The 23482-nt window shown below is 67.0% G+C and carries 26 protein-coding genes; 2 read left to right on the top strand and 24 right to left on the bottom strand.

Annotation, left to right across the window (positions count from 1 at the left end; genetic code table 11):
• Positions 1-13: 13 nt before the first annotated feature.
• From ACOGI8_RS08850 to ACOGI8_RS08825, 6 genes are all read right to left on the bottom strand, one after another.
• Positions 14-1666, bottom strand: coding sequence for an FAD-dependent thymidylate synthase (locus ACOGI8_RS08850; protein WP_419853436.1), 1653 nt, complete (start codon positions 1664-1666; stop codon positions 14-16).
• An 83-nt stretch (positions 1667-1749) separates the two neighbouring features.
• Positions 1750-2379, bottom strand: coding sequence for a hypothetical protein (locus tag ACOGI8_RS08845; protein WP_419853435.1), 630 nt, complete (start codon positions 2377-2379; stop codon positions 1750-1752).
• Positions 2376-4751, bottom strand: coding sequence for a DEAD/DEAH box helicase (locus tag ACOGI8_RS08840; RefSeq protein WP_419853434.1), 2376 nt, complete (start codon positions 4749-4751; stop codon positions 2376-2378). The genes ACOGI8_RS08845 and ACOGI8_RS08840 overlap by 4 nt, the downstream gene beginning before the upstream one ends.
• A gap of 17 nt (positions 4752-4768) precedes the next feature.
• Positions 4769-5614 (bottom strand): twin-arginine translocase subunit TatC, encoded by an 846-nt coding sequence (gene tatC / locus ACOGI8_RS08835; RefSeq protein ID WP_419853433.1) that lies wholly within the window; start codon positions 5612-5614, stop codon positions 4769-4771.
• On the bottom strand, positions 5611-5973 hold the full coding sequence (locus ACOGI8_RS08830) for a twin-arginine translocase TatA/TatE family subunit (RefSeq protein WP_419853432.1): 363 nt from the start codon (positions 5971-5973) through the stop codon (positions 5611-5613). Before ACOGI8_RS08830 ends, tatC begins: the two co-directional genes overlap by 4 nt.
• A gap of 85 nt (positions 5974-6058) precedes the next feature.
• Positions 6059-6328 (bottom strand): hypothetical protein, encoded by a 270-nt coding sequence (locus ACOGI8_RS08825; protein WP_419853431.1) that lies wholly within the window; start codon positions 6326-6328, stop codon positions 6059-6061.
• A gap of 18 nt (positions 6329-6346) precedes the next feature.
• Here ACOGI8_RS08825 and ACOGI8_RS08820 point away from each other — a divergent pair, with 18 nt between their 5' ends.
• Positions 6347-7108, top strand: coding sequence for a glycerophosphodiester phosphodiesterase (locus ACOGI8_RS08820; protein WP_419853430.1), 762 nt, complete (start codon positions 6347-6349; stop codon positions 7106-7108).
• 32 nt (positions 7109-7140) lie between these two features.
• Here the strand turns inward: ACOGI8_RS08820 and lepB are convergent, their stop codons facing one another.
• The 8 genes from lepB to arc form a co-directional block, all read right to left on the bottom strand.
• A complete protein-coding gene (gene lepB, locus ACOGI8_RS08815; protein ID WP_419853429.1) occupies positions 7141-7668 on the bottom strand; it encodes a signal peptidase I in 528 nt (175 codons plus the stop codon).
• 179 nt (positions 7669-7847) lie between these two features.
• Positions 7848-8945, bottom strand: coding sequence for a DUF3866 family protein (locus ACOGI8_RS08810; RefSeq protein ID WP_419853428.1), 1098 nt, complete (start codon positions 8943-8945; stop codon positions 7848-7850).
• Positions 8946-8994: 49 nt separating this feature from the next.
• Positions 8995-10353 (bottom strand): Pup--protein ligase, encoded by a 1359-nt coding sequence (gene pafA, locus ACOGI8_RS08805; protein WP_419853427.1) that lies wholly within the window; start codon positions 10351-10353, stop codon positions 8995-8997.
• Positions 10354-10475: 122 nt separating this feature from the next.
• Positions 10476-11198, bottom strand: coding sequence for a proteasome subunit alpha (gene prcA / locus ACOGI8_RS08800; RefSeq protein WP_419853426.1), 723 nt, complete (start codon positions 11196-11198; stop codon positions 10476-10478).
• Complete coding sequence (gene prcB / locus ACOGI8_RS08795; RefSeq protein ID WP_419856387.1) at positions 11195-12076, bottom strand: proteasome subunit beta; 882 nt, start codon at positions 12074-12076, stop codon at positions 11195-11197. The genes prcA and prcB overlap by 4 nt, the downstream gene beginning before the upstream one ends.
• Positions 12077-12081: 5 nt before the next feature.
• Positions 12082-12273, bottom strand: coding sequence for a ubiquitin-like protein Pup (locus ACOGI8_RS08790; RefSeq protein WP_419853425.1), 192 nt, complete (start codon positions 12271-12273; stop codon positions 12082-12084).
• Between the two features lie 86 nt (positions 12274-12359).
• Complete coding sequence (dop, locus tag ACOGI8_RS08785; protein ID WP_419853424.1) at positions 12360-13868, bottom strand: depupylase/deamidase Dop; 1509 nt, start codon at positions 13866-13868, stop codon at positions 12360-12362.
• A gap of 73 nt (positions 13869-13941) precedes the next feature.
• Positions 13942-15705, bottom strand: a complete 1764-nt coding sequence (gene arc, locus ACOGI8_RS08780) for a proteasome ATPase (protein ID WP_419853423.1) — start codon at positions 15703-15705, stop codon at positions 13942-13944.
• A 174-nt stretch (positions 15706-15879) separates the two neighbouring features.
• On the opposite strand from arc, the gene ACOGI8_RS08775 reads away from it, so the two are divergent.
• Positions 15880-16113, top strand: coding sequence for a ferredoxin (locus ACOGI8_RS08775; RefSeq protein WP_419853422.1), 234 nt, complete (start codon positions 15880-15882; stop codon positions 16111-16113).
• Between the two features lie 159 nt (positions 16114-16272).
• On the opposite strand, the gene ACOGI8_RS08770 is transcribed toward ACOGI8_RS08775, so the two are convergent.
• The 10 genes from ACOGI8_RS08770 to thrH form a co-directional block, all read right to left on the bottom strand.
• Positions 16273-16932 carry a S1 family peptidase gene (locus tag ACOGI8_RS08770; protein ID WP_419853421.1) on the bottom strand — a complete coding sequence of 220 codons (660 nt, stop codon included), beginning with the start codon at positions 16930-16932 and terminating at the stop codon, positions 16273-16275.
• A gap of 230 nt (positions 16933-17162) precedes the next feature.
• Positions 17163-18023, bottom strand: a complete 861-nt coding sequence (locus ACOGI8_RS08765) for a tRNA (adenine-N1)-methyltransferase (RefSeq protein WP_419853420.1) — start codon at positions 18021-18023, stop codon at positions 17163-17165.
• A complete protein-coding gene (locus tag ACOGI8_RS08760; RefSeq protein ID WP_419853419.1) occupies positions 18020-18265 on the bottom strand; it encodes a hypothetical protein in 246 nt (81 codons plus the stop codon). Before ACOGI8_RS08760 ends, ACOGI8_RS08765 begins: the two co-directional genes overlap by 4 nt.
• A gap of 128 nt (positions 18266-18393) precedes the next feature.
• On the bottom strand, positions 18394-18639 hold the full coding sequence (locus ACOGI8_RS08755; protein WP_419853418.1) for a hypothetical protein: 246 nt from the start codon (positions 18637-18639) through the stop codon (positions 18394-18396).
• A complete protein-coding gene (locus ACOGI8_RS08750) occupies positions 18632-19012 on the bottom strand; it encodes a hypothetical protein (RefSeq protein WP_419853417.1) in 381 nt (126 codons plus the stop codon). Before ACOGI8_RS08750 ends, ACOGI8_RS08755 begins: the two co-directional genes overlap by 8 nt.
• A 7-nt stretch (positions 19013-19019) precedes the next feature.
• A complete protein-coding gene (locus ACOGI8_RS08745; protein WP_419853416.1) occupies positions 19020-19703 on the bottom strand; it encodes an LON peptidase substrate-binding domain-containing protein in 684 nt (227 codons plus the stop codon).
• Complete coding sequence (dacB, locus tag ACOGI8_RS08740; protein ID WP_419853415.1) at positions 19690-21162, bottom strand: D-alanyl-D-alanine carboxypeptidase/D-alanyl-D-alanine-endopeptidase; 1473 nt, start codon at positions 21160-21162, stop codon at positions 19690-19692. Before dacB ends, ACOGI8_RS08745 begins: the two co-directional genes overlap by 14 nt.
• Entirely contained in the window at positions 21159-22166 is a 1008-nt protein-coding gene (locus ACOGI8_RS08735; RefSeq protein WP_419853414.1) for an ROK family protein, read from the bottom strand. The genes dacB and ACOGI8_RS08735 overlap by 4 nt, the downstream gene beginning before the upstream one ends.
• A gap of 122 nt (positions 22167-22288) precedes the next feature.
• Entirely contained in the window at positions 22289-22771 is a 483-nt protein-coding gene (locus tag ACOGI8_RS08730; RefSeq protein ID WP_419853413.1) for a peroxiredoxin, read from the bottom strand.
• Positions 22772-22845: 74 nt separating this feature from the next.
• Positions 22846-23478 (bottom strand): bifunctional phosphoserine phosphatase/homoserine phosphotransferase ThrH, encoded by a 633-nt coding sequence (gene thrH, locus ACOGI8_RS08725; protein WP_419853412.1) that lies wholly within the window; start codon positions 23476-23478, stop codon positions 22846-22848.
• Positions 23479-23482: the final 4 nt, after the last annotated feature.

The following is a 23482-nucleotide window of genomic DNA, read 5'->3' as shown; positions in this document are numbered from 1 at the left end:
CGGGGCTCGACCGTCAGGCAGGTTCGGCAGATTGCCGTCGCGCCGTGGCTTCCTCGGCGCCCAAGCGCCCCAGAATGCCCTCAGACAGATCTACGTGCGTCAACATCGCAGCCACCGCCCGGTGCCCTGCGGTCTCGGCAATCTGGCGATACATCTCGGTCACGACCCGCCGGTAGTCCTCGTGGCCCTGAGGTTGTGATCGCAGCTCGATCATGTGCATGGCCTCACGGACGTTGAACTGCATGCTGTAGCGCACGCGGTAGGCCATCGACACGGCGTAGGACGCCTCGAGAGTTCCGACTGCTTCTGCGAGCGTGTCGTACAACTCGGCTGACAGCTCCATCACCTCGTCGTAGGCCTCTCCCCCGCCGGCCGCATCCACGAGCGTCGGCACGGAGTACCCGTGCTGTGGGCTCAGCGGCTGCCATTCGATAGTGAGCAGGCGGTGGCGCTGCAGGTCGCGGAAGCTGCCGTAGTCGGCGAGCACGTCGAAGCGGTAGTCGATGCGCTCCAGCGCCCGGCCCGGTCGGTGGCGCCGGTTCGTCCGCTCGCCGCAGTATCGCTGCACCAGTTCCATGCGCTCGGCCTCAGTCATCTGGGCCACTCGAGCAGCGATCTGCGGTTCTCCCAGCGACGTGTAGGGGTACAGCATGGCCGCCAGCATCTTGTCCTCGCCGGTGGGATCCCAATCGGTCAGCTGGACCTCGGGCACCGGCTCGGGCTCGTCCTCGGCAAACAGGTCCGCGGCGAATTCGGACATCGCAACCCGGTTGGCCTCGAGGTAGTCCGACCACACGATGCCCCGGTCGGGCTGGTCCACGCGCCGCAGGAACGAGGGGATGACTTTGCGCAACTCGGTCAGCATCATCTGGGCGTAGCTGCGTGCCTCGGGCAGCGGGTGCGCCCGCATCCGCAGCAGGAGCGCTTCATAGGCCTGCCCGCTGCCGAAGATGCCGACATTGGACAGGCTGGCCGCCGGCAACAGCCCCCGGGAGGCGTCGAATGCCTGCGCCCGGATGGCACGCCGCCGGGCCAGGTCACTGCCCTTGGCAGTACTGACCGCCGCATCGGGATGCTCGGTCAGCCACGTCGTCATCCGGCGGACCATGTCACCGTAGGCGTCGAACATGCGGTCCACGTCGCCGACGAATCGCGTCCCCGCTTGCGAGCCCATCACCTCTGGTGGCCGGTGGTACCGGTAGCGGCCCTGAACGCGCTCGTCGTAGGCGAGATAGCGGGTGGACTGCTCGAGGTACGACATCAGCCGCCCTCGTTCAAGAACCTTGGTAAGCAGGTTGGATGCCTGCTCGCAGGCCAAGTGCACGGCCCCGAGCTGCGCCACCGAGTCGTCGCCGTACTCCACGAACACGCGCTGGTAGAGCTGCTCGGCCCGGGCGACGCCGACCGTGGCGTCGATGCTCTCATCGCCGGAGATGTCGAGATCGTCCACGAATTCGTCCAGCAGCAGCCTGCGCAGGCTCTTGTGCGTCCGGGAGTAGCGGGCGAACAGTGCCCCCTTCACCACTTCAGGCAGATTCACGAGCGCGAACACGGGCTGGCGCAGGTTCGTGACATAGCGCCGCAGGATGTCCTGCTCGGCAGGCGTGAACGTTTCGGCGGCGTAGTGGATCACCGGATCACCGGCAGGTCGGGTCGGCGGAGACACTGCGCCGATGGTATGGCCCACACGGCGACATCTTGGGGACCGGCAGCAAGCAGATGTCAGAAGCTGAGCAGAGCACCGGCAGATCAGAACACGATCAGCGCGGCGTCGGGCTGGATGGCGATGATCAGCTCGCGGCATCTGCCGACCCGTTCGCCGTCGAGCCAGAGGCCGAGCGGCCGATCGAACCGATGCTCCCAGCGCTCCACGCGCCGCACGGCGATGGCCGGATGCGGCACATGAGCTCCCGACCGCAGCCGCCGGCGGGCCAGCGCCCGCTGGGTCACGCTGAGCGCCGGCTGATCCAGGCCAGTGCTGAGCACGTGCAGTCGCCCGTCGTTGGGATGGGCTGCGGGCGCCAAGCGCCAGGCCCCGAGCGATTCGGCGCTCATGGCGGCCACAACGGAGCCGCTCCACCACGAGTTGCGCGCGACAGCCCCGACGCAGGCCCAGTGCGTCTCGCCATCAGCCGTCACCTCGATGAGGTCGATCGAGGCTGTTCGCGCGCGCTCGGAACGCAAGCGATCCGCACCGCCTGCTGGCCGGCCCACCACCTCCCACAGGTCGCCGCCGACCACGCCGATCCGCGACGCTGGTGCGTCGCCGGAGCGCTGGCAGGTGATCAACCGGCGCAATTCGGCATTGCTGTCGGCGACGGGTGCCCCATCGGGCAGCATTGCGGCGGTCCCCCACGGCTGGTTGCGCCGAACGGTCACGAGAGCCTGCGGGTACGCGTCACCACCGGCAGCGACACGAAACCGTCTCCCGGCGCCGCGGCGACGGATGCTCCCACCCGGCCGTCGGAGACCCGGGCTGCCGCAGCGACGACGCCGCGGTCAAGTGCCACGCAGGCGTCGGCCGCAGTGCGCCGCGTGCTCTCCAAAGGGGCCACGCCTGCAATCCGGTCGACGAGATCGATGAGCTGGCGCATCTGGCGAACGAAGTCGCCTCCGGAGGGCGTCTGGTCGCCTCCTGCGTCGCCGCGCCACAGGTCGGTGTATGCCGTCCCTCCGGCCCAGGCATAGGCAACCGCGAAGAACGATGCGTCGGGTGGGCGCGACGGCACCACGCTGTGCTGTCGCTCAGCGCTGTTGATCTGCGATGCCAGTTCGAACATGTGCGCTGCCCGCTCATGCGAGTCTTTGTCGGGATAGCGAGGCACCGGCGGCGGCTGGCTGCTGCGATGTTCGTAGGTCAGCACCGACACCAAGCCGGCGAGTTGAGCGGGCGCCACACCGTCGAAAACGCCGTCGCGCAAGCACAGCACCGTCAGCAGGTCGCACTCATGGAACACCGACTTCAGGCAGTCACCGGTCGCGGTCAGTGACCAACCGTCGGCGCAGCCGAAGGTGTTCAGCACCTCGTTGGTGGCGTCGAGCTGGCGGGCCAGCCCTCCCTTGGCGAGCTTGATCCGATCCTTCAGACGGCTCACCCGTGCTCCCACACGCTCGGCGTGACGCTCCGCATCGAGGAGCGCCCGGTCCGTGCGGCGGTCGGCGGGCCGGCCGCGCCGGTGCCGGCCCGAGCGCGATGACCTCCCGCGCGCCGGTGCGTGCGACTGCGAGCGGCCGCGGCCCCCGCCCATCGACCGCAGCCGTGCCCGGGCCTCGCGCAGCGCCTTGCGCTCCGCCTCAAGCTCTCCAGTCCACTGGCCGACGCGGCGATCAGCCCGCCACTGGGCGAACGACCGCTGCAACAGCTCGACTGCCTCGTCGTGCGTGCGGCTGGCGATGAGGTTCGCAACCATGTTGTACGTCGGCCGGAACGAGGACTCCAGCTCGAAGTCGCCGCTCGCGACCAGGCGGGCCGTCTCGTCAAACGCCGTCTGCGGATGCCACAGCGTGTATGCATAGCCCGTCTCGTCGATGCCGCGGCGGCCCGCGCGGCCGGTGAGCTGGGTGTACTCGCCTGGTGTCAGCAACGCGAAGCCCTCCCCACGGAATCGGCTGAGCTGCTCGATCACCACCGAGCGAGCAGGCATGTTCACGCCCACCGCCAGCGTCTCCGTTGCGAACACCACCGCCAGCAGCCCCGCGGAGAAGCACTCTTCGATGGCCTCCTTGAAGGCCGGTATCAGGCCTGCGTGGTGAGCCGCAACACCCGCCGTGAGCTGCTCCAGCCACTCGTCGTAGCCCAGAGCGTCCAGATCACCCTCTTCGAGATCCGCCGTGTGTGCCGCCGCGATCTGCCGTACCCGGTGCTGCTGTGCGGCATCCAGGAACGCCGCCCCCTCAGCGACGAGCGTCCGGGCAGCGTCGTCGCAACCCTGACGGGAGAACACGAACACGATCGCCGGCAGCCTGGCGCTGGCGGCCAGATGCTCGACGATCTCCGAGCGGCGCGGACGAGCCGGTCGCGCACCCGCCCGGCGATGCCGGCGCTGGCCGCCGGATCGGGAACGTGCCCCCTCGACCATCCGTTCGATCTCAGGATTCGGGCGGCCGTCTCGCAGTGTCGGCAGATCCACCAAGCGGCGGCTGTGCCGCTCATAGAGCAGGAAGCGATCCTCCAGGGGCACCGGCCGCTGCGAGCACACCACCGCTGTGCACCCGCCTGCAGTGGCTTCGACCCATGACGCGAGCTCGTGGGTATTGCTGACCGTGGCCGACAAGCACACCAGCCGCATATGCCGCGGCGTGCTGATGATGACTTCTTCCCAAACCGCTCCCCGGTAGGGATCCTGCAGGTAGTGGACCTCATCCAGCACGGCCATGCCGAACTGGGCGATGTGCGGTGAACCGGCGTACATCATGTTGCGCAGCACTTCGGTGGTCATGACCACCACGTCGGCATCAGGGCAGATGACGTTGTCGCCGGTGAGCAGGCCTACCCGTTCGGATCCCAGCCAGGAGCGCAGCTCGCGCAGCTTCTGGTTCGACAGCGCCTTGGTTGGCGCCGTGTAGGCCGCTCGCTTGCCGGCTTCGAGTGTCGCCGCGATCCCGTACCCCGCAACGAGCGTCTTGCCCGACGATGTCGGCGCAGCGACGAGCACCGAGTCGCCCCGATCCAGCGCCGCGAACGCCTCAGCTTGAAAGCCGTCTGGCGAGATGCCCCGCGCAGTCAGGAGATCCGCGAACAGCGGTGGCACTAGGGGCCCGCTCGAGGTCACGACGTGGGTCCGGACGCAGCGGCACCCTGGTCGCTTTCCTCCGGCGACCGGCGGAATCGGCGCCGCAGCGGGAGTTCGCCGCTGCGGCGGCGGAGTATCAGGTAGCCGACCAGGATCGACAGCTCGTAGAACACGTACAGCGGCACCGACAGCGCCGCCAGCGTGATCGGGTCCCCAGACGGCGTGATGATCGCCGCGCCGGCGACGATGCCGACGATGGCATAGCGGCGGGCTCGATTCAGCTGCCGCGGCTCGACGATGCCGGCGAGCTGGGCGAAGATCAGCACGATCGGGAACTCGAACCCGATGCCGAAGGCCAGCATCATGAACGTCACCAGGCCGAGGTAGGCACCGGGTCCGAGCAGCGGGTCGACGGCGTCGCCGCTGACGGCGATCAGGAAGTCCAGCGCCCGTTCGAAGGTGAAGTACGCCAGGAGCGCTCCGGCTGAGAACAGCACGAACCCCGCGATTACGAACGGGATCGCCCACCGCTTCTCCCGGCGATCCAGCGCCGGTGTGATGAACCTCCACAGGTGCCACAGCAGCACCGGCATGGCCAGCACCACGCCCAGGTACGCCGACACCTTGATGCGGGTACGGAAACCCTCCAGCGGTGCGGTGATAACCAAGCTGCACGGGCGATCGATCTCCTGAGCTTCAAGCACATTGCAGTACGGCGGCAGGAACACCTCGCTGAGCAGCCAGTCGTAGACGATCAGGCCGACGACCATGCCGAGCCCGATGGCCACGATGCTCCAGATGAGCCGGTTCCGCAGCTCGGCGACGTGGTCCCAGAACCCCATCACCTCCGGCCGTGGCCGGCGGCGCCATCGGAGTCTCACGCAGCGCCGTCTCGGGTCACGTCATCGCCGGCTGGTCCCGCAGCATCAGGCTGCTTGATCTCGGCTTGGTCACCCTCCGGCTGTTCCGCTGCAACGTTCGGCTGCTTGGTCTGGGTGTCGGCGCCTTCCAGCTCAGCCTCCGAATCAGCTGACGCGGGCGGGCGGGCGGGCGGCGATGCGGGTTCGACTATCGGCGGCGAGATCGTGGCATCCATTTCCTGGCGGACGGTGGTCGAGAAGTCGCGCACCTGCCGGAAGGCGCGGCCGATGCCCCGGATGGCGCCCGGCAGCCGCTTGGGGCCGAGCACGATCAGCGCCACGAGCACGATGATCAGCACCTCGTTGGGCTGCAGGCTCACGGCTCGATGGTAGAACCCCGGCCCCGCGCAGCGGTTCTGCGCCGCGAGCGCACCGGTAAACTTGTGTGCAGCGCTCGCTGGCCTCTCAGAAGGGCAGCACCCGGCGAGCAGCCCACCGGACGGCCAGGCCGAGCGCCCGCTCGGCGGTGGCTTGGCGTAGCGACGGCACGTCCAGGCTGTCGATTGCGGCACGCGCCCGCACCACGTCGGCACGCACCGCCGCTGCTGCTTCCGCGATGGACGCCAGGCTCTGTGCCGTCGCCCGCAGCTCGATCGCGAGCCGTCGGATCATGACGATGCTGACCACGGCGAGCACGCCGAAGGCAACGATGGGCAGCAGCCATATCGCTGGCACAAGTGGCACGATAGAGGTGTGCCCCCGCAGCCATTGCCGTCACTGCGCACGCCTCCGATCGCGTTCGCTCACCGTGGCGGGCGAGCCCACGGCCCCGACAATTCCCTCGACACGTTCACCCTGGCCCTGGATATGGGAGCAACCGGCCTCGAGACCGACGTCTGGCTGAGCCAGGACGGCCATCCCATGCTGGATCATGACGGCGTCGTCTGGCACCGCGGCGTTCGGCGGCCCTTCAGCTCGTTGCAGCGTGAACGAATCGGCGACGGCATTCCCACGCTCGCCGACATGTACCAAGCGTGCGGCACCGACTTCGAGCTGTCAGTCGATCTCAAAGATCCTGCGGCGGCAGACTCCGTGATCTCCGCTGCCCGTGCCGCCGGTGCGGAGGATCGCCTGTGGCTATGCCAAGGCGACTGGGATTTCCTGGTCGACCTGCGCGGCCGCACTTCTGCCCACATCGTCGATTCGACCCGGGTACGACGCATGAAGGAGGGCCCCGAGCGTCGCGCTGCCGCTATGGCCAGCGCCGGCATCGACGCAGTCAACCTCCCCGCCAAGGACTGGACAGGCGGTCTCGCGGCTCTTTTCCACCGATTCGAGCGGCTCTGCTTCGGGTGGGACGTGCAGCACACCCGCCTCACGACGGCATTGCGTGACATGGGCCTCGACGGTCTGTACGGCGATCACGTGGACCGCTTGCTTGCTGGCCTCGCATCATCGAAGACACCGGAGGGATCAGCCCCTGCAGGCGACATCTGCGAAACGCAGCCCGCCTGACCGCGACCGGCACCGATCACGGCGCTGGCGATCTACAAGCCGCCGAGCCGCGTGGGCGGCCAGAAGCGCGCAAACGCCCTTCCGACGATCTCGCTCTCCGGGATGGCACCGAAGACACGGCTGTCCTGGCTCGAGCGGCGGTTGTCGCCCATGACGAATACGTGCCCGGCAGGCACTAGCACTGGGCCAAAGTCACGGGTGTACACCTCGGTCGACAGGTACTCCTCGTCCACCGGCGTCCCATCGATGATGAGCCGGCCGTTCGCCGCTTCAACCTGCTGGCCGCCGACGGCGACGACTCGCTTGATGAGTTCTGCGGTTTGAGCCGGCTGCATCGAGGGCGGGGTTCGGAACACGACGACGTCGCCGGGTTCGGGATCCCCGATGCGGTAGCTGAGCTTGGAGACCAGCAGTCGATCCCCGACCTCGAGCACGGGCTCCATCGACTCGGACGGGATGTAGAAGGCAGCGATGAGAAACGTCCGCATCAGCAGAGCCAGCGTCACTGCGGCCAGCAGCACCCACGCCCACGACAGCAGGCTGCGAGTGCGCCGGCTCATGGCCTGTCGGACACGCGGCGGGCGGCGGCCTAGCGGCCGGTTGTCGGAACGGTTCCCGTCGGCAGGCCCCTGGATGCCCCCGTTCACTGGCTGTTCGCCGCCCGAATCGGTCTCCCCGGCTCCGGCTGGTGAACACTCGAGAGCGGGATCGGATTCGTGCCCGTTGTCTCCGGGAATGGTCATGCCGACGCCGCCAGCCAAGCCGCCGCTGCTCCCAGCCAAGCGCATGCACGCCGGTCTTCTGCCAGCGGACGGCCCATGGACGTAAGGCTCAAGCCGCAGCGCGCGAGTGCATCAGCGACCGCAAGCGGCGTCATGCCGACTGCCTGCTTGCCTAGGGCCTCGATCCAGGCAGCCTCGCCAGTCGCTGGTCCCACCGGGACTGGCACGACCGTTCGGGCGGGGCCCAGCGCTGCCATCGCCCGAGTGTGATGGCTCACGCCGCGGTGCCGTGCGCGCTCGTCGACCGACGATGCGCGTGCAGCCAGCGCTGTCGCTGCTCCAAGCGCGTCCAGCACGGCCGCGTGGCCGACGAGATCCAGTGCTGAGAAGCCCAACGGGCTCGCGGTGCCGACGTGTCCCGGCCCTGGTGCGATGACGACCTGCTCAATGTCCCGCTGGGCCAGTGCGGTCACGCCGGAAGCGACGGTGACCGCCTCGATGGGAGCCCCAAAAGCCTGCCCAGTACTGACCGCCGTCGCGATCACCCCCCGCTCCAAGCACACTGCAGCGAGATCGCTGAGCACGAACGGCAACGCTCCGCCGTCAGTCATGACGTAACCCGGCGCCGTGCCGGTGGCATCGCGGACCGCTGCGGCAAGTGCCAGCGCGTGGCTGTGCAGCACGCACAACACCACCCGCATGCCCGCCAGCGACGGCAGCGCCATTGCGGGGTCCTCCAGCGCGGCCTCATGAAGTTCAGCGTCGCTGGGCGCGGTCTCTGCGAGGGCGGGGCGATCTGCTCCAGCCTCGTCGAGCGCTTCCTCGAACGCATCGACGGGCACCTGCTCAGCGAGATAGCGAGCCTTCATCACGCGCCCTGACCCCCCGATGCCCCCGAATGGCGAAGAGAGGTTCGTGTGCACCACATGTGCCCCGCCGGTGCCAAGGCCGAGTTCCACTGCGGCCGCGTTCACGAGCAGCTCGTCGCCGGCTTTGACCGGGCCGCACAGACCCGTGAGCGCGTACGCCTCGCTGCCGTCGGACAGGGTCATGCGAGCCAGCCCGGGCCGCACATCACGCACCTCGGTGGCTCGCAGGCGCGCAAAGCGCGGCATCTGCCGCCTCAGCCAGCTGAGCGCCGGCGCAAACGGACCGCCGTGCGCATCACAGCGACTCGATCAACTTGTCGACACGCTCGTCGTGAGAGCGGAACGGGTCCTTGCACAGCACCGTTCGCTGAGCTTGGTCGTTGAGCTTCAGATGCACCCAGTCCACGGTGTAGTCGCGGCGCCGTGCCTTGGCCTCGCGAACGAATGCCCCGCGCAGCCGTGCTCTCGTCGTCTGGGGCGCCTCCTCGGTAGCGCGACGCACATCGGCGTCGTCCAAGACGCGCTCGACCAAGCCGCGCCGCTGCATCACATAGAACACACCCCGTGTCGAATGAACGTGGTGGTACTGCAGATCCAGCAGTGCAATGTGAGGGTCGTCGAATCCGACCCCGGCGCGGTCGGCATAGCTTCTGAGCAGCTTGTGCTTGATGACCCAGTCCACTTCGCGGTCGAGCTGCAGAGGGTCGTCACCGATCGCCGTCATGACGTGCTCCCACATCTGCAGAGCGCGCGTCTCCTCATCGGTGAGATCGTTCGTCTCCGCAAATCGCAGGGCTCTTTCCAGGTACTCCGACTGGATGTCGAACGCGCTCACTTCACGCCCGTTGGCCAGGCGCACCTTGCGTCTGCAGGTGATGTCGTGGCTGATCTCGCGGATCGCCCGGATCGGGTTCTCCAGCGTCATGTCCCGCAGCACCACGGCGGGATCCTCGAGCATGCGCAGCATCAGCGCAGCCGCACCGATCTTGAGGAATGACGTGTACTCGCTCATGTTCGAGTCGCCGACGATGACGTGCAGGCGCCGGAAGCGCTCGGCATCGGCGTGCGGCTCGTCGCGGGTGTTGATGATCGGACGGCTGCGGGTGGTTGCACTCGACACGCTCTCCCAGATGTGCTCCGCTCGCTGAGTGATGCAATACCGGGCACCCTTGGCCGTGTTCAGCACCTTGCCCGCGCCGGCGTAGATCTGCCGGGTCACGAGAAACGGGATCAGCACCTCGGCATAGTTCGAGAAGTCGTCGGCGCGGCTGGTCAGGTAGTTCTCGTGGCACCCGTAACTGTTGCCGGCCGAGTCGGTGTTGTTCTTGAACAGGAAGATCGTGCCGTTGAACGCCTCCTCCGCCAGTCGTTCGGTGGCGCTGGCGACGAGCTGTTCGAGGATGCGCTCGCCTGCACGGTCGTGGCACACCACGTCATAGACGGAATCGCACTCAGGCGTGGCGTACTCGGGATGGCTGCCGACATCGAGATACAGGCGCGCCCCGTTTGCCAAGAACACATTGCTGGATCGGCCCCACGAGACCACCCGGCGGAACAGGTAGCGCGCCACCTCGTCGGGGCTGAGGCGCCGTTGTCCCCGCAGCGTGCACGTGACGCCGTACTCGTTCTCGACACCCATGATGCGCCGCTGCACGGCGCTCACCTTATGACGTGCGCCGATGAAGGAACCCTCGCAATGGCGAACCCCTTGTTTCCCGCTCTTGTTCGCTGCGCTCACGGGCCGCTCGGGCCACGGCTTCGCCTCTGACTTCCGATCTAGGAATCTTCCTGATCGGAGCCGTCGTCGCCGAGGGCGACCGCCACCTCTTCATCCTCGAGACGCCGGAAGCAGCGGCGGCGGTGGGTCGCATCTTCGAAGTTCGACTCGAGCAAGGCCACCTCGAGATCCGGTGCAGCGATCTCACGCTCAGGTCCTGCGAGCGCTGCACGAGCCAGCCGGATGGCGGCGCCGGCATCGAGCTCAGGGTCGTAGCCCTCGGCCACCCGCTCGCGCACCGCGTCGGCATCGCCGCCGATGCAGCAGTACGCCTCCTCGTCCATGACGGTCCCGTCGTACTGGATCCGGTAGAGCTGGTTGGCGTCGTCGCCGATTCCCACCTCCACCACCACAATCTCGACTTCCAGCGGCTTGAGCTCATGGGTGAAGAACTGCCCGAGCATCTGCGCGTACTGGTTGGCGAGGCTGCGAGCTTCCACGTCTGAACGCGAGTACTGGTAGCCCTTCAGCTCGGCGTGGCGGACACCAGCGATGCGCAGCTGGTCGAACTCGATGTAACGGCCGACGCCGCCGAAGGCGATCCGGTCGTAGATCTCCGACACCTTGCGCAGCGTTGCGCTGGCATTTTCTGCCACCAAGGCAATGCCGCCGCCGTATTCCAGTGTCACCAGCGAGCGGCCCCGTGCGATTCCCTTGCGGGCATAGTCCGCCCGGTCTTGCATGAGCTGTTCGGGACTGACGTACATCCCGGGCATGCTCATCGCGGCACCTCGCTGCGGCTGCCTCCGGTGGAACTGGGATCGCCGCTGGCTGAATCGGACCGGGCCGCTCCCCCGCTGCTGCCGCCCGAGAGTTCAGCTTGCAGCGCAGCGAAAACTTCCCCTGACTCGATGTCGCTGAGCTGCCGGAAGCCGTCGCTGCCAATGGCTGCGAGCACCGGGTAGATGCCTCGTACTGGATCGGGACCGCCGGTGGCGCTGTCCTCGTCGGCCGCATGCCACAGCGCCTGCACGCTGAGCGCCAGTGCCTCCGGCTCGCTCAAGTCGCCGCGGAAGCCGAGCTTCAGGACCGTGCCCGCGTGCAGGCTGCCCGAGCCGGCCGTGGCGTAGTCCTGCTCTTCGTAGCGGCCACCGGTCACGTCGTACTGGAAGAGCCTGCCTCGCCCGTCGGCGGGGTCGAATCCGGCGAAGATGGGCACCACCGGGAGGCCGCGCATCGCCTGGGGCAGGTGCGCGCGCAGCATTTCGGCCAGCTGATTCGCCTTGCCCTCCAGGCTCAGCGGCTTGCCTTCGATCTTCTCGTAGTACTCGAGCTGCAGCTGGAAGAGGCGAACCATCTGAACGGCCGGGCCGGCGGCACCGGCAATGGCCACCGCCGAATAGGAATCGGCTGGGAAGACCTTGCGCATGTCGCGGTGACTGATGAGGTTGCCGCTGGTTGCCCGCCGGTCGCCGGCCACGACTACCCCGCCGGAGCTGCGCACGGCCAGCACGGTGGTGGCGTGAGAACTCTCAAGGGAGCCGAAGCCCCCCTCAGCGGCAGGAACCTGCGCGAACCCAGCAAATGGCTCGCTGCCCGTGCGCCGCAGCAGTTCGAGGAAGCTCGCCCCCGGGTCGTCGCCTGGGGCGAAGAAGGGCATGGGGGTCACTCGCCGCCCTTCTGCACGTAGTTCTTCACGAACTCCTCGGCATTGGTTTCGAGCACATCGTCGATCTCGTCGAGCAGGTCGTCGAGTTCGGCTTTCAGTTCGGTCGCCCCCTCAGACGAGGTGTCCTGCGGTGCGGGACTCTCGGTTTCCCTCGGAGCCGACCGTCGCATCTGCTCGCGTTCTGCCATCTCGGGCCTCCTCCGGTGTCGATTGCTTGGGTCTCGAATGCGTGAGAGTTCCGATTGCCGCCTGCGTTCGAGTCTGAACCTGGCGGCTAATTGCCCAGCCGGCGCAGCAACTCGGCTGCGTCCCGGCACTCGTCCAACAAGCTACCCACGTGCGCGCGGGTTCCTCGCAGCGGTTCGAGCATCGGCACGCGACGCAGCGGATCGGTTCCGATGTCGAACACCATCGAATCCCAGTTGGCGGCCACGATCTCGTCCCCGAACTTGTCGAGGCAACGACCCCGGAAGTAGGCACGTGTCGTCGGCGGCGGCACCGAGACCGCCTCGTCCACTTCTTCGTCGGTGGTGACCCGTTCAAGTCCGACGCGTCGGGCCAGCGATTTGGACGGCCGCAGGTCGTGGTACTGCAGGTCGAGAGCGGCGAGCTTCGGATCATCCCAGTCGAGGCTGTGCCGCTCGGCGAAAGCCTCGTACAGGCGCAGCTTCGCCACCCAGTCCAACTGCGAGGCGAGGCTCATCGGATCCGCTTCCAGCCCAGTGAGCATGGCTTCCCAGCGGTCCAGGATGTCATTGCCGATGTCGTCGCCGCCCACGGGGTCCAGACCATGGCTCTGCGCATACTTCCGGGCCATGTCCAGGTACTCCCACTGGAGCTCGATGGCTCGCATGCGACGGCCGTCGACCAGTTCGATCAGCCCCGACAGGGCGGTGTCGAAACTCACCTGGCGCAGCGCCGCCACCGGCACGAGAGGCGTCAGGGGCTCAGGCACGAAGTCGTCGTCGATCATCGCCAGGACCAGCGAGGTCGTGCCCACCTTGAGATACGTCTGGAGCTCGCTCATGTTGGCGTCGCCGATGATGACGTGCAGGCGCCGGTACTTGCGCGTGTCGGCGTGCGGCTCGTCGCGGGTGTTGACGATCGGCCGCTTGAGCGTGGTCTCTAGCCCGACTTCCTCCTCGAAGAAGTCGGCTCGCTGGCTGATCTGGAACGGCCGGTCCCCGAACGGTGCCGGAGAGCGGTCGTCCATGGGGACTTCGACGCCCAGCTTGCCGGCGCCGCAGAAGATCTGGCGGGTCACGAAGAACGGCAGGATGTGCGTCACCACCCTGCCAAAGGGCACATCGCGGTCCAGCAGGTAGTTCTCGTGGCAGCCGTAGCTGTTGCCCTTGCCGTCGCTGTTGTTCTTGTGGATGACCAGTTCTTCGTCGTCCGGCAGGAGATTGTTTGCGGCCTGCATCGACCGGATCAGGATCTCCTCCGCTGCCCGGTCGTACACGACGCATTGGCGCGCGTCCGAGCACTCGGGAGTCGACAGCTCAGGGTGCGCGTGGTCGACGTAGTAGCGGGCGCCGTTGGTCAGCACGGCGTTGACCAGGTGCGTTTCGATCTCGGGCGCTAGCGCGTCGAACTCGTTGAATCCCCTCGCGTCAGCCCCGGGTTGCTCGTCTTCGAAGTCCCAGCTGACGCGCTGGCACAGGAAGCCGTTGACGTAGGCGTTGATGATCATCGACGACGCCGCCACGGGATTGGAGTCGCCGCTGCAGCGATGGATGATGCCGAACTCAGTCTCGATGCCAACGACCTTGTGAACCGCCACCGCGCGAGACCCTAGCCCTCAGGGCCGCGAACCCCGCAGAGCAGCACCTGGTGCCCGTTGGCCGTGCAGTGCTCTACAGGTACTGGCTGGTCTGCACCCGTTCGATGGCTCTGCCGCCGAGCGCATCGCTCTCGTCGGGATCGACGAGCGTCCGGATGAACACGATCCGCTCGCCCTTCTTGCCGGAAATCTTCGCCCAGTCGTCGGGATTCGTCGTGTTGGGCAGGTCTTCGTGCTCACGGAACTCTTGGCGAATCGAGCCCATGAGGTCGTCCAACCGGATGCCGTTGCTGCCGGTGGCAAGCGACCGCTTGATGGCGTTCTTCTTGGCCCGGCGCACGATGTTCTCGATCATGGCCCCCGACGCGAAGTCCTTGAAGTACATGACTTCTTTGTCGCCGTTCTGGTAGGTGACCTCGAGGAAGCGGTTGAGGTCGTCGGGGCGGTACATCTCGTCGACGGTCCGCTCGATCATGATCCGGACGGCCTTGTGGGGATCGCCGCCGCCCAGGTCGGCGACTTCCATCGGGTCGATCGGCAGCGTCGGCGTGAGGTAGGTGCTGAAGATCGACAGGGCCGCCTGCTCGTCGGGCCGGTTGATCTTGATCTTCACGTCGAGGCGGCCGGGACGCAGGATCGCCGGGTCGATGAGATCTTCCCGGTTGGAGGCACCGATCACGATCACGTTGCGCAGACCCTCGACGCCGTCGATCTCCGCGAGCAGCTGCGGCACGACCGTCGACTCCATGTCGGAGCTGATGCCGCTGCCACGCGTGCGGAACAGCGATTCCATCTCGTCGAAGAAGACGATCACCGGCCAGCCCTCGGATGCCTTCTCTCTGGCCCGCTCGAATATGCGCCGGATCTGACGCTCGGTCTCGCCCACGTACTTGTTGAGCAGCTCGGGACCCTTGATGTTGATGAAGAAGCTGCGTGCGCCCTGCTGGCCGGAAACCTCTCCCACCTTGGCTGCCAGCGAGTTGGCGACCGCCTTCGCGATCAGCGTCTTGCCGCACCCGGGCGGTCCGTAGAGCAGGATGCCTTTCGGGGCCGGAAGGTCGTAGGTGCGGAACAGGTCCTGATGCAGGTACGGCAGCTCTACTGCATCGGTGATGAGCTCGATCTGAGTGTCCAGCCCGCCGATGTCTTCATAGGTGACATCCGGCACTTCTTCGAGCAGCAGATCGTCCACTTCGGGTCGTGGCAGGCGCTCGAGCACGATGTTGGAGCGCACATCGAGCAGCAGGTTGTCACCCGACCGCAGCGGCTCGTCGCGCAGGTCGCCTGCGAGCTCCACGATGCGTTCCTCGTCGGCCCGACCCGTGACCAGCGCACGGAAGCCGTCGGCGAGCACCTCGTTCAGCGTCACCACCTCACCCGACGTCTCAGGCCCACGGGCGAGCACGATGTTGAACGACTCGTTCAGCACCACCTCGCTGCCCTCGACCAGCTCGGTCTCCGCCAAGTCGGGGTGCAGGGCCACGCGCATCTTGCGCCCGCTGGCGTGCACATCCGCCGTGCCGTCGTCATTGCGGGACAGGAACGTGCCGTAGGCCGACGGCGGCTGGGTCAGCTTGTCGACCTCTTCACGCAGAGCCGCGATGTGCTCTCGCGCCTCGCGCAGTGTGTAGGTCAGCTTCTCGTTCTGCGAGACCGCAGCCGACAGCTGACCCTTCGCCTCAAGCAGGCGTTCTTCGAGCGTGCTGATCCGCGCCGGCGTGTCGGCCAGCTTTCGACGGAGCAGCGCGACCTCTTCCTCGAGCGTGCGCATGCGGCTGCGGAGCACGCCCGCATCTGCTGCGCTGCTGCGCTGAGTCTCCTCGTCGCCCTGGTCCATGCGCGGCCGACACTACCCTGACACTGCTGGCAAGACGCGACGCCTACCCGCTTGCCAGTCCGGCCGCTAGGCCGGGGCCGATGAGTGCCGTGCAGGACGCGCGCCGACTCGGTAGATTTCATAGGTGGCTCGGTTCCCCCCTTCGGGCCGCCCCACAGGAAGGGTCGTTACACGATGAAGGTCTGGATCGATCAGGATCTGTGCACCGGTGACGGGCTCTGCGAAGAGATCGCACCCGATGTCTTCACGCTTCTCGACGACGGGCTTGCATACGTGAAGGAAGGCGACAAGATCTTCTCCGAACCGGGCGGTGTCGAGGGACTCGCAGAGTTTCCCGACTCGCAGCTCGACGCCGTGATCGAGTCCGCCGAAGAGTGCCCCGGGGAGTGCATCTTTATTGAAGCGTGAGCTTCAATAAAGCGACAGGCACAGATCGAGGCGTAGGCCGAGATGAAGCGACAAGCACAGATTGAAGCGTGAGCTTCAATAAAGCGACAAGCACAGATCGAGGCGTAAGCCTCGGTGAAGCGACAGGCACAGATCGAAGCGTGAGCTTCTGATCTCTCGTCATCCGAGGCGGCAGTCGCCGTTGGCAGTCACGCTGAGACTCGCCGGCTGTGCATGGACCGCTGCATCGCCGCGATAGTCAAACCCCACGTCGACTCCCGACGAGGCGAGGAAGCCCAGCAGTTCGCCGCGGCTGAGCGCATAGCCGACGTCGTCGGGTCCAGTCGCGGCAGCGAACGCCACACCGACAACGCCACCCCGGTCGACCAACGGTCCGCCGGACTGGCCCTTTTGGACATCGGCCGCAAGGAGATACACGTTTCGCCCGATTCCGTCGCCCCATAGCCCCGATGCCCGCACCAGATGCTCGATGCGCGCCGGCGACACTTCGAGTTGCTCTCCCTGCAGGTAGCCGAGCACTGCTCCGGTGCCGCCGAAACGCACGCGTTCGATTCGCAACGGCGACACAGCAGCATCGGAACGCAGCAAGACGAGGTCTCGTGCCGGGTCGAACCCGACAATGTCCGCCGGCGAGGTGACGAGCCCATCGCCGCCGCCTGCGTTCCATGCAATCTCGACACTCGATGATCCGGCAACCACATGGGCCGCGCCGACCAGCAGTCCCGGCGCGACGGCGAAGGCCGAGCCATGGGACACCGGTCCGCAGCCGAACGCATGCACCGCGACGACGCCGGCCAGCACTCCGTCATCAACCGCCACAGATACAGGCGGTGCACCCAACCAGACTGGACCGTCGGCGCTCGGGATCGAGACGACGCTGGCGACGGGCAACCTTCCCCTGCCGGAATCGTCGGGATCGGCTCCACAGGCGACCACCGCACCGACCAGCAACACAGCGCCGAGCAATCGTGCCGCCCGCAGCGCCGGCCATCGGACTGGTCGCGCTCGATGCCGCCGCAATGCGGCTGCGCGGGCTGCGCAAGCCCGTGTCACGCCTCGATCAAGCGGGCGTGCGTCAGGAAACCGGTGTGGGCAACCATGCGGTGATCGGGCCGCACGGATGCCCCCTTGACGTGCCAGCTCCGGTGCATGACCTCGATGGTCTCGATGAGGGCCCACGGTCCGTCGTCCAGCGTGCGGCGCAGTTGCTGCACCTGCGTCACCGAAGGGTTATACGCCACGAGGATCCCGCCGCGACGCAGCCGTTCGGGCAAATGCACCGCGACGCGCCAAGGCTCGGGGATGTCGAGTACGGCCCGGTCGTACCGGCACCCCGAAGAACTCATCCCACCGGCAGCCCCGGTTTCTGCATTGATCTGTGAGGGATTGCTGCGGGGCGGATCGACTGATTCGTAGGCATCGCGGAGCTGGACGTCATAGCGATGCAGCGCTTCGGCGCCGGCGATGCTCTCGACGTTCTGGACGGCTCGCTCGGCAAAGTCCTCCCGCAGTTCGTAGCCGGTCACAAAGGCGCCGCAGCGGAGCAGCGTTGCCGACAAGGCACCTGAGCCCACGCCGGTTTCGAAGACAGACATGCCGGCTCGAACGTCGGCCAGCATCCAGATCGCACCGAGATCCTTCGGATAGATCACTTGCGCGCCTCGCGGCATCTTGAGTACCTGATCAGCGAGCGTCGGGCGTACCGCCACGAAGCGGGCACCCGAACCACTGCGGAACTCCGAGCCTTCGGGCGAGCCGATGATCTGGTCGTGCGGCACGACTCCGGCATGGGTGTGAAACTCACCGCCAGCGCGCAGCGCCACGAGGTACCGACGCTGTCGACTGTCGACCATCAGCACTGTTTCGCCGGATTGCAACTCGCCGTCCTCCAGCTCGTCAGGTTGCCTCACGCCCCCTCCGCCGCCGAACTGCCGCCTTCGTCGTCCGGAGGCACGTGACGGATCATGAGCTGTTCGCCGGGTGCCAACTCGCCGCGGTAGACCACTTCGCGCTCGCGCTTGGACCATCGAACAAGCAACCGCAGCCCGCTCGCCATGATCGCCGCGGCCAGCCATATCCCATTGCCGGCCCGAGCCTGTCGCCACATTGCATCGGTAGCTCGGGCCGGCATGCGCCTCAGCCGCTTCGCCATCAGGCTCAGCCTCTCGGAGGCTGAGCCGATAGGCGAAGCCGTGGCCCGAGCGGCCCGTGAGCGGCAGCGAACAAGAGCGGGAGATAACAGGTACGACAACAAGAAGGCTCACACATCTGCGCGGCCTCCTATACCCGGACGATTTCGACGAGCGTGCTGCGTCGACGACCCCTGCGACGGCCGAACAGGAATGCGGCCAACACGAGGCCGGTACCGACAGCGGCAGCTACCGCCACAGCGGCGCTGGACACCTGCTCGGCTGCGTCACCCGCTCCGCCGATGAGCTGTCGCACGCGATCGGAGATGTCCGATGGTGTGATGCGCTGACCGTCTGTGCTCGATCCTGCCCCGGTACCCCAGTTGCTGTCAGCCATCGCCGTCCCCTGCCGCATTCTCGTCTGGCCGTAGTGCGGCCGGTTCCGGCGCAGCGGCATCCGTGTGTTTCGGCCGGATAGCGCGGACCAGCAGCGCAATCGCCATTAGCAGAAACACGGCGCCAGCCACATGAGGGACGAATGACCAGTTCGCATTGAAGAGGTCCGTCTCAGCCTGCAGGACGCGCACCACCCCCAGCGCCCCGAGAACCACTCCCAGGCTCACTCCGATGGCGCCGGTGAGCCCGAACAGCACATACCTGCCCAGCCCGCGCAGCGGGCCTACCGCCTCTTGGACGATGTAGGACCGCAGCATGCCGACCAATTCGGAAATCTCGGCGCGCAGGCCGGAGTCTCGTCGAGGCACAGTCATGGCGACGCTACCGTTCGCCTAGCAGTTCTTCCACGCCGTCGAGGATCTCCCCGATGACATCCATTCGGCTGGCGGGATCGGGGGCGCACAGCAGGCTGTGGCGGTCGAACGGGCCAGCCGGCACGAGCGACGCGAGCTGGAACGACCACGCTGATGCCTCAGCGGGCTCCGCGGCAAGTTTTGCGAGCTGATCGTCGATGGCAGCCGACTCGGCCGCTGTCACGCCCAGCGCTCCGATCTCAGACGCCCGAGCGCGCAGGCGGCGCAGTCGGGCCACGGTCGCCTTGCGCTCCTGGGCGGGCACCTCTGCAGGATCGTCGGGCCAATCGCAGGCCAGGGCCCGGGGGTAGGGGTCGTCGGCGAGCCACTCGAGAATCCTGATCCGCCGATCGCCGGTGGCCAGCATCACCCAACGTCCGTCGGGCAGTTCTTGGTGCTGCGCAATGTTGGCCAAGCAACCGACGTCTGCGCGCACATCGCCGCCGCCGACCTCGCTGCCGCGCTCAATCATCACGACGCCGAACGGGTCATCGTTGCTGGTGCACCGCCGGGCAAGCGCCCGGTAGCGAGGTTCGAAGATATGCAGTGGCAGCACAGCGCCAGGCAGCAGCGGCGATCCGAGAGGGAACATCGCACGCTCGCGTGCGACATCGGACCCAGCACGCTCGGGATCCTGATCAGGCAGGGGCACGGGTCAATCCTCGCAGGGCGGCGGCGTCTCCCACTGGGTACCGCAGGAGCTGTCCGGCCAAGGACTCCTGCAGTTCCAGGCCGACGCGGCCCTCAGGCGGCACGCCGTTCAGCATCTGTGCGAACGTCACCGTCCCGCTGTCGGTCTCAATGAACCCTGCGAGAGCGTTCACACCGGTGAGCAGGCCGGTCTTGGCATGGAGCCGGCCCGCTGCGGGATGTTCGGCGAACCGGTGTGAGAGCGTTCCCGTGCGGGCCGCTACCGGCAACCCTGCCGCGAACGCACTCTCAGGGCCGTAGTGATCCAGCAGCGCGGCGAGGAAGCTGCACGTCACCATGTTCTGGCGGTCCAGCCCCGAACCGTCCACTACTGCGGGCCGAGACTGATCGGGCAGCAGATCCGACACGATCCGCTCGGCGGCCCCGGCGCCAGCCGGCGTCGAGCCCTCGCCCGCACTGCGCAGACCGATCTCGCGCAGCATCATCTCCGCGGTGGTGTTGTTGCTCTCGCGCAGCATCTGCTGGATGATCTCCACCAGCGGGGGCGACGTGAGGCGGGCGAGTTCGCTCATGCCGCTCGGCGCCGCTGACACGTCGATCTCGACATCCACCGAAACGCCTCGGACTCGCAGCAGGTCCGCCAGTGTGGAAACGAACCAGCGCGCTGGGTGCTCAGCCGCTGACAGCGTTGTTGTGAAGCCCGTGATGCCGTCGTTGAGGTTCAGGGCCGACAGCGGGCCACTATTGAGCTGAGTGATGTATCGCTGCGGCCACGTCTCGGGAAATCGCGTCGTGTCATAGCGAGACTCGTCGGCAATGAGGTTGCCCCGCAGCGTTTCGATGCCGAGCCCGACGAGGTCATCAGCCAGGCTCTCCATCGGGGTGCGAAGCTGCGGCTGGCGTCGATGAGAATCTGCATAGGACTGGGTCATGATCAGCGGATCGCCGCCGCCGACAACCCAAACGGTGCCGTCGAGGACGCCGTCCGCGATCTCGCTGTCGGTCAGCACCTTGGTGACCAGTTCCTCACCGGGATCGACCACTGCCAGCGCTGCTGCAGCAGTGATGAGCTTCTGTACGGATGCGGGGATCACCGGATCGGGATTGCTGGAGAACACCTCGACGCCGTCGATCCAGATGGCGAGGCAGTGAGGCTGGGGCCAGTCGGAACTGAACGCGGTCATCTCGTTGCCGATGTGATGCTGCTGTGCTGCTCGCCACAGCGCCTCAGGTGCGCGCTCAGCCCGAAGCAACGGCAGCGTCGACATCGCTGCTCCGGTCCCGCCTGCGTCGTCCAGTACAGGCTCATCCAACGCGGAGACCAAGACGGGAGTACGGAGCGAGGCTGCATGCGCCGTCGCATCATCAGCCGACGAGTTCATGCGCACCGCCGCCACCGTGGGCAGCAGGCCAGCCGCTGCCGTCAACAACGCCAGCACGGCCGTGCGCAGCGGTCTCACGTCACTCGACTAAAGGCGCCGCCCAATGCGGCACTGTGACTCTGCGCGCCGCCCAATGCGGCGCTCTGACTCTGCGCGCCGCCCAATGCGGCGCCGAGCGCCGCAGAGAGCTCGCCTGCTTCGGAAGCCACGATCCTGGGGCGGGACTCGGCCGACCGGCCGATGAGCAGCGCTGTCACATGTTCGTCGGTGGATGGCGCCAACAGATCCCAGTCCTCGCTGAGCCCGCCGCCGATCACCACCATTTCGGGGTCGGTCAGGATGCACAGATTCGAGATGCCCAGCGCCAGCCAGTACGTGAACTCGTCCAGCACGTCGAGTGCTGCAGCATTCCCCTCACGTGCTGCTGCAGTGACCGCCCGGCTGCTGATGCCCTCGCCGAGTCGCTCGACGGCCATCCGATCCAGCGCGGAGCCCGATGCGTACATCTCCCAGCATCCCCGGCGCCCGCAGGCGCACAGGCGCCCTCCTGCCTCGACGATCATGTGCCCGGGCTCTCCCGCCAGCCCACCTGAGCCTCGCAGCACCTCGCCGTTCAGCATGAACGCTCCCCCGATGCCGGTGCCCAACGACACCATGACACCGTTGCGGACGCCACGCGCAGCACCTGCGGACATCTCCCACCGGGCGGCGCAGTTCACATCGTTGTCAAGGAACACCGACATATCGAGCCGATCGCTGAGCCCCGACCCGACATCCGCGCCGTCGACATCGACGAGGTTGGGCGAGACCGTCACACGACCGTCCAGCGTGATCAGACCAGCCATCCCGACGCCGACCGAAGCCGGGCGCGATCCGGCCCCGAGGCGTTCCGCCATGGCTGCCAGAGCATCCAGAAGCGGCGCCGCACCTGCGGGCGTGGGCTCGCGCAGGGTCCGCTGCACGGCACCGGCGTGGTCAGTGACCACGCCGAAGATCTTCGTGCCTCCCACATCGAAACCGATGTGCGCTGCCGATGTGGTCTCGCGCGCCACGTCGACAGTCCCCGGCGTGCCGGTTGTCATGAGCGCCGGGAAGAAACTGCCGGCGCGTCACCGGCTATCGCCCGCTCCTGTTCCCGAATTCGATGAGACACGGGCTCACGGGCCGCTCGGGCCACGGCTTCGCCATTCGGCTCAGCCTCTGGTCAGAGCTTGCCCAGGATCGAGGCGCAGCTCGACACGTCGACACCGCCTGCGGGCTCGACCTCGAGCACGGTCACCGTTCCGTCCTCGATGACCGCTGCGTAGCGCTGGGAGCGAGAACCCAGGCCGAAGCCGGAGCCGTCCATGACCAGGCCCATGGCCTCGGCGAACTCGCCGTTGCCGTCGGCAGCCATCTCAATGCCCTCTGCGCCCTGGGCCTGCGCCCAGGCGTTCATGGTCCACGCATCGTTCACCGACACGCAGACGACCTTGTCGACACCCTTGCCGGCAAGCTCGGACGCGCCTTCGATGTACCCCGGGAGGTGGATATGGCTGCACCCGGGGGTGAATGCGCCCGGTACTGCGAACAGCACCACCTTGCCGCTGCCCAGCATCTCGCTGGACTGCACCGGCGCGGGCATGCCGCCCTCGTCCAGTACTCGCAGTGTCACATCGGGAATCTGATCGCCGACCTCAATCGCCATTGCCTTGCTCCGTCCCTGCTCGTGGTGTGAGGAAGATGTGGCTCGCAGCGTATCCGGCCGCTCGGACCCGAGGCTCAGCGAGTGGTCGGCACCTGCACCCGCTCGATCCAGCGCAGCAGCTCGCCGTACGTGGACACCGACGGCAGGTCCGGGTTGGCTTCGGCCACCGCCTCCGGACATCGGAACAGGCTCGCCGCGTCGGCCGCCCTCAGCATCGTGAGGTCGTTGTAGGAGTCGCCGACGGCGGTCACGTGGTAATTCAGCGCGCGGTACGCCTCGACAGCGCGCCGCTTGGCGTCGTCAACACGGCGTCTCCACCCCGCCAGGCATCCGTCGGCCACGTCAAGACGGTGGCAGAGCAGGTGCGGGTAACCCATCAACTCCAGGAAATGGTCGTCGAATTGCTCGAACGTGTCCGACAGCAGCACCACAACCCAGCGCTGCCGGAGCTCGTCGAGGAACTCCCGGGCTCCCTCGAGCAGGGGCAGCCCAGCGATCACCTCGCGAATCTGCTCGAGCGACACGCTGTGAGTGTTGAGCACGTCGATCCGGTACCGCATCAGCGCGTCGTAGTCCGGCTCATCGCGGGTCGTGCGCCTCAGCTCGTCAATGCCGGTGCGCTCAGCCACCGCAATCCAGATCTCGGGTGTCAAGACGCCCTCCATATCCAATGCGATGACCCGCTGCACGAGCGCCGATTCTGTCACGCAC

This window comes from Candidatus Poriferisodalis sp. (assembly GCF_965204195.1).
GTDB lineage: Bacteria > Actinomycetota > Acidimicrobiia > Acidimicrobiales > Poriferisodalaceae > Poriferisodalis.
Note: the sequence above shows the minus strand (reverse complement) of the source record. Positions and strands in the feature narration are given on the sequence as shown.

Excerpts from the sequence above, each read along its gene's own strand:
- prcB (WP_419856387.1), bottom strand. The coding sequence starts at position 12,076 with ATGCCCTTCTTCGCCCCAGGCGACGACCCGGGGGCGAGCTTCCTCGAA.
- ACOGI8_RS08810 (WP_419853428.1), bottom strand. The coding sequence starts at position 8,945 with ATGCCGCGCTTTGCGCGCCTGCGAGCCACCGAGGTGCGTGATGTGCGG.
- ACOGI8_RS08730 (WP_419853413.1), bottom strand. The coding sequence starts at position 22,771 with ATGGCGATTGAGGTCGGCGATCAGATTCCCGATGTGACACTGCGAGTA.
- lepB (WP_419853429.1), bottom strand. The coding sequence starts at position 7,668 with ATGAGCCGGCGCACTCGCAGCCTGCTGTCGTGGGCGTGGGTGCTGCTG.
- ACOGI8_RS08755 (WP_419853418.1), bottom strand. The coding sequence starts at position 18,639 with ATGGCTGACAGCAACTGGGGTACCGGGGCAGGATCGAGCACAGACGGT.
- ACOGI8_RS08775 (WP_419853422.1), top strand. The coding sequence starts at position 15,880 with ATGAAGGTCTGGATCGATCAGGATCTGTGCACCGGTGACGGGCTCTGC.
- ACOGI8_RS08760 (WP_419853419.1), bottom strand. The coding sequence starts at position 18,265 with ATGGCGAAGCGGCTGAGGCGCATGCCGGCCCGAGCTACCGATGCAATG.
- prcA (WP_419853426.1), bottom strand. The coding sequence starts at position 11,198 with ATGAGCATGCCCGGGATGTACGTCAGTCCCGAACAGCTCATGCAAGAC.
- ACOGI8_RS08790 (WP_419853425.1), bottom strand. The coding sequence starts at position 12,273 with ATGGCAGAACGCGAGCAGATGCGACGGTCGGCTCCGAGGGAAACCGAG.
- ACOGI8_RS08750 (WP_419853417.1), bottom strand. The coding sequence starts at position 19,012 with ATGACTGTGCCTCGACGAGACTCCGGCCTGCGCGCCGAGATTTCCGAA.
- arc (WP_419853423.1), bottom strand. The coding sequence starts at position 15,705 with ATGGACCAGGGCGACGAGGAGACTCAGCGCAGCAGCGCAGCAGATGCG.
- ACOGI8_RS08735 (WP_419853414.1), bottom strand. The coding sequence starts at position 22,166 with ATGACAACCGGCACGCCGGGGACTGTCGACGTGGCGCGCGAGACCACA.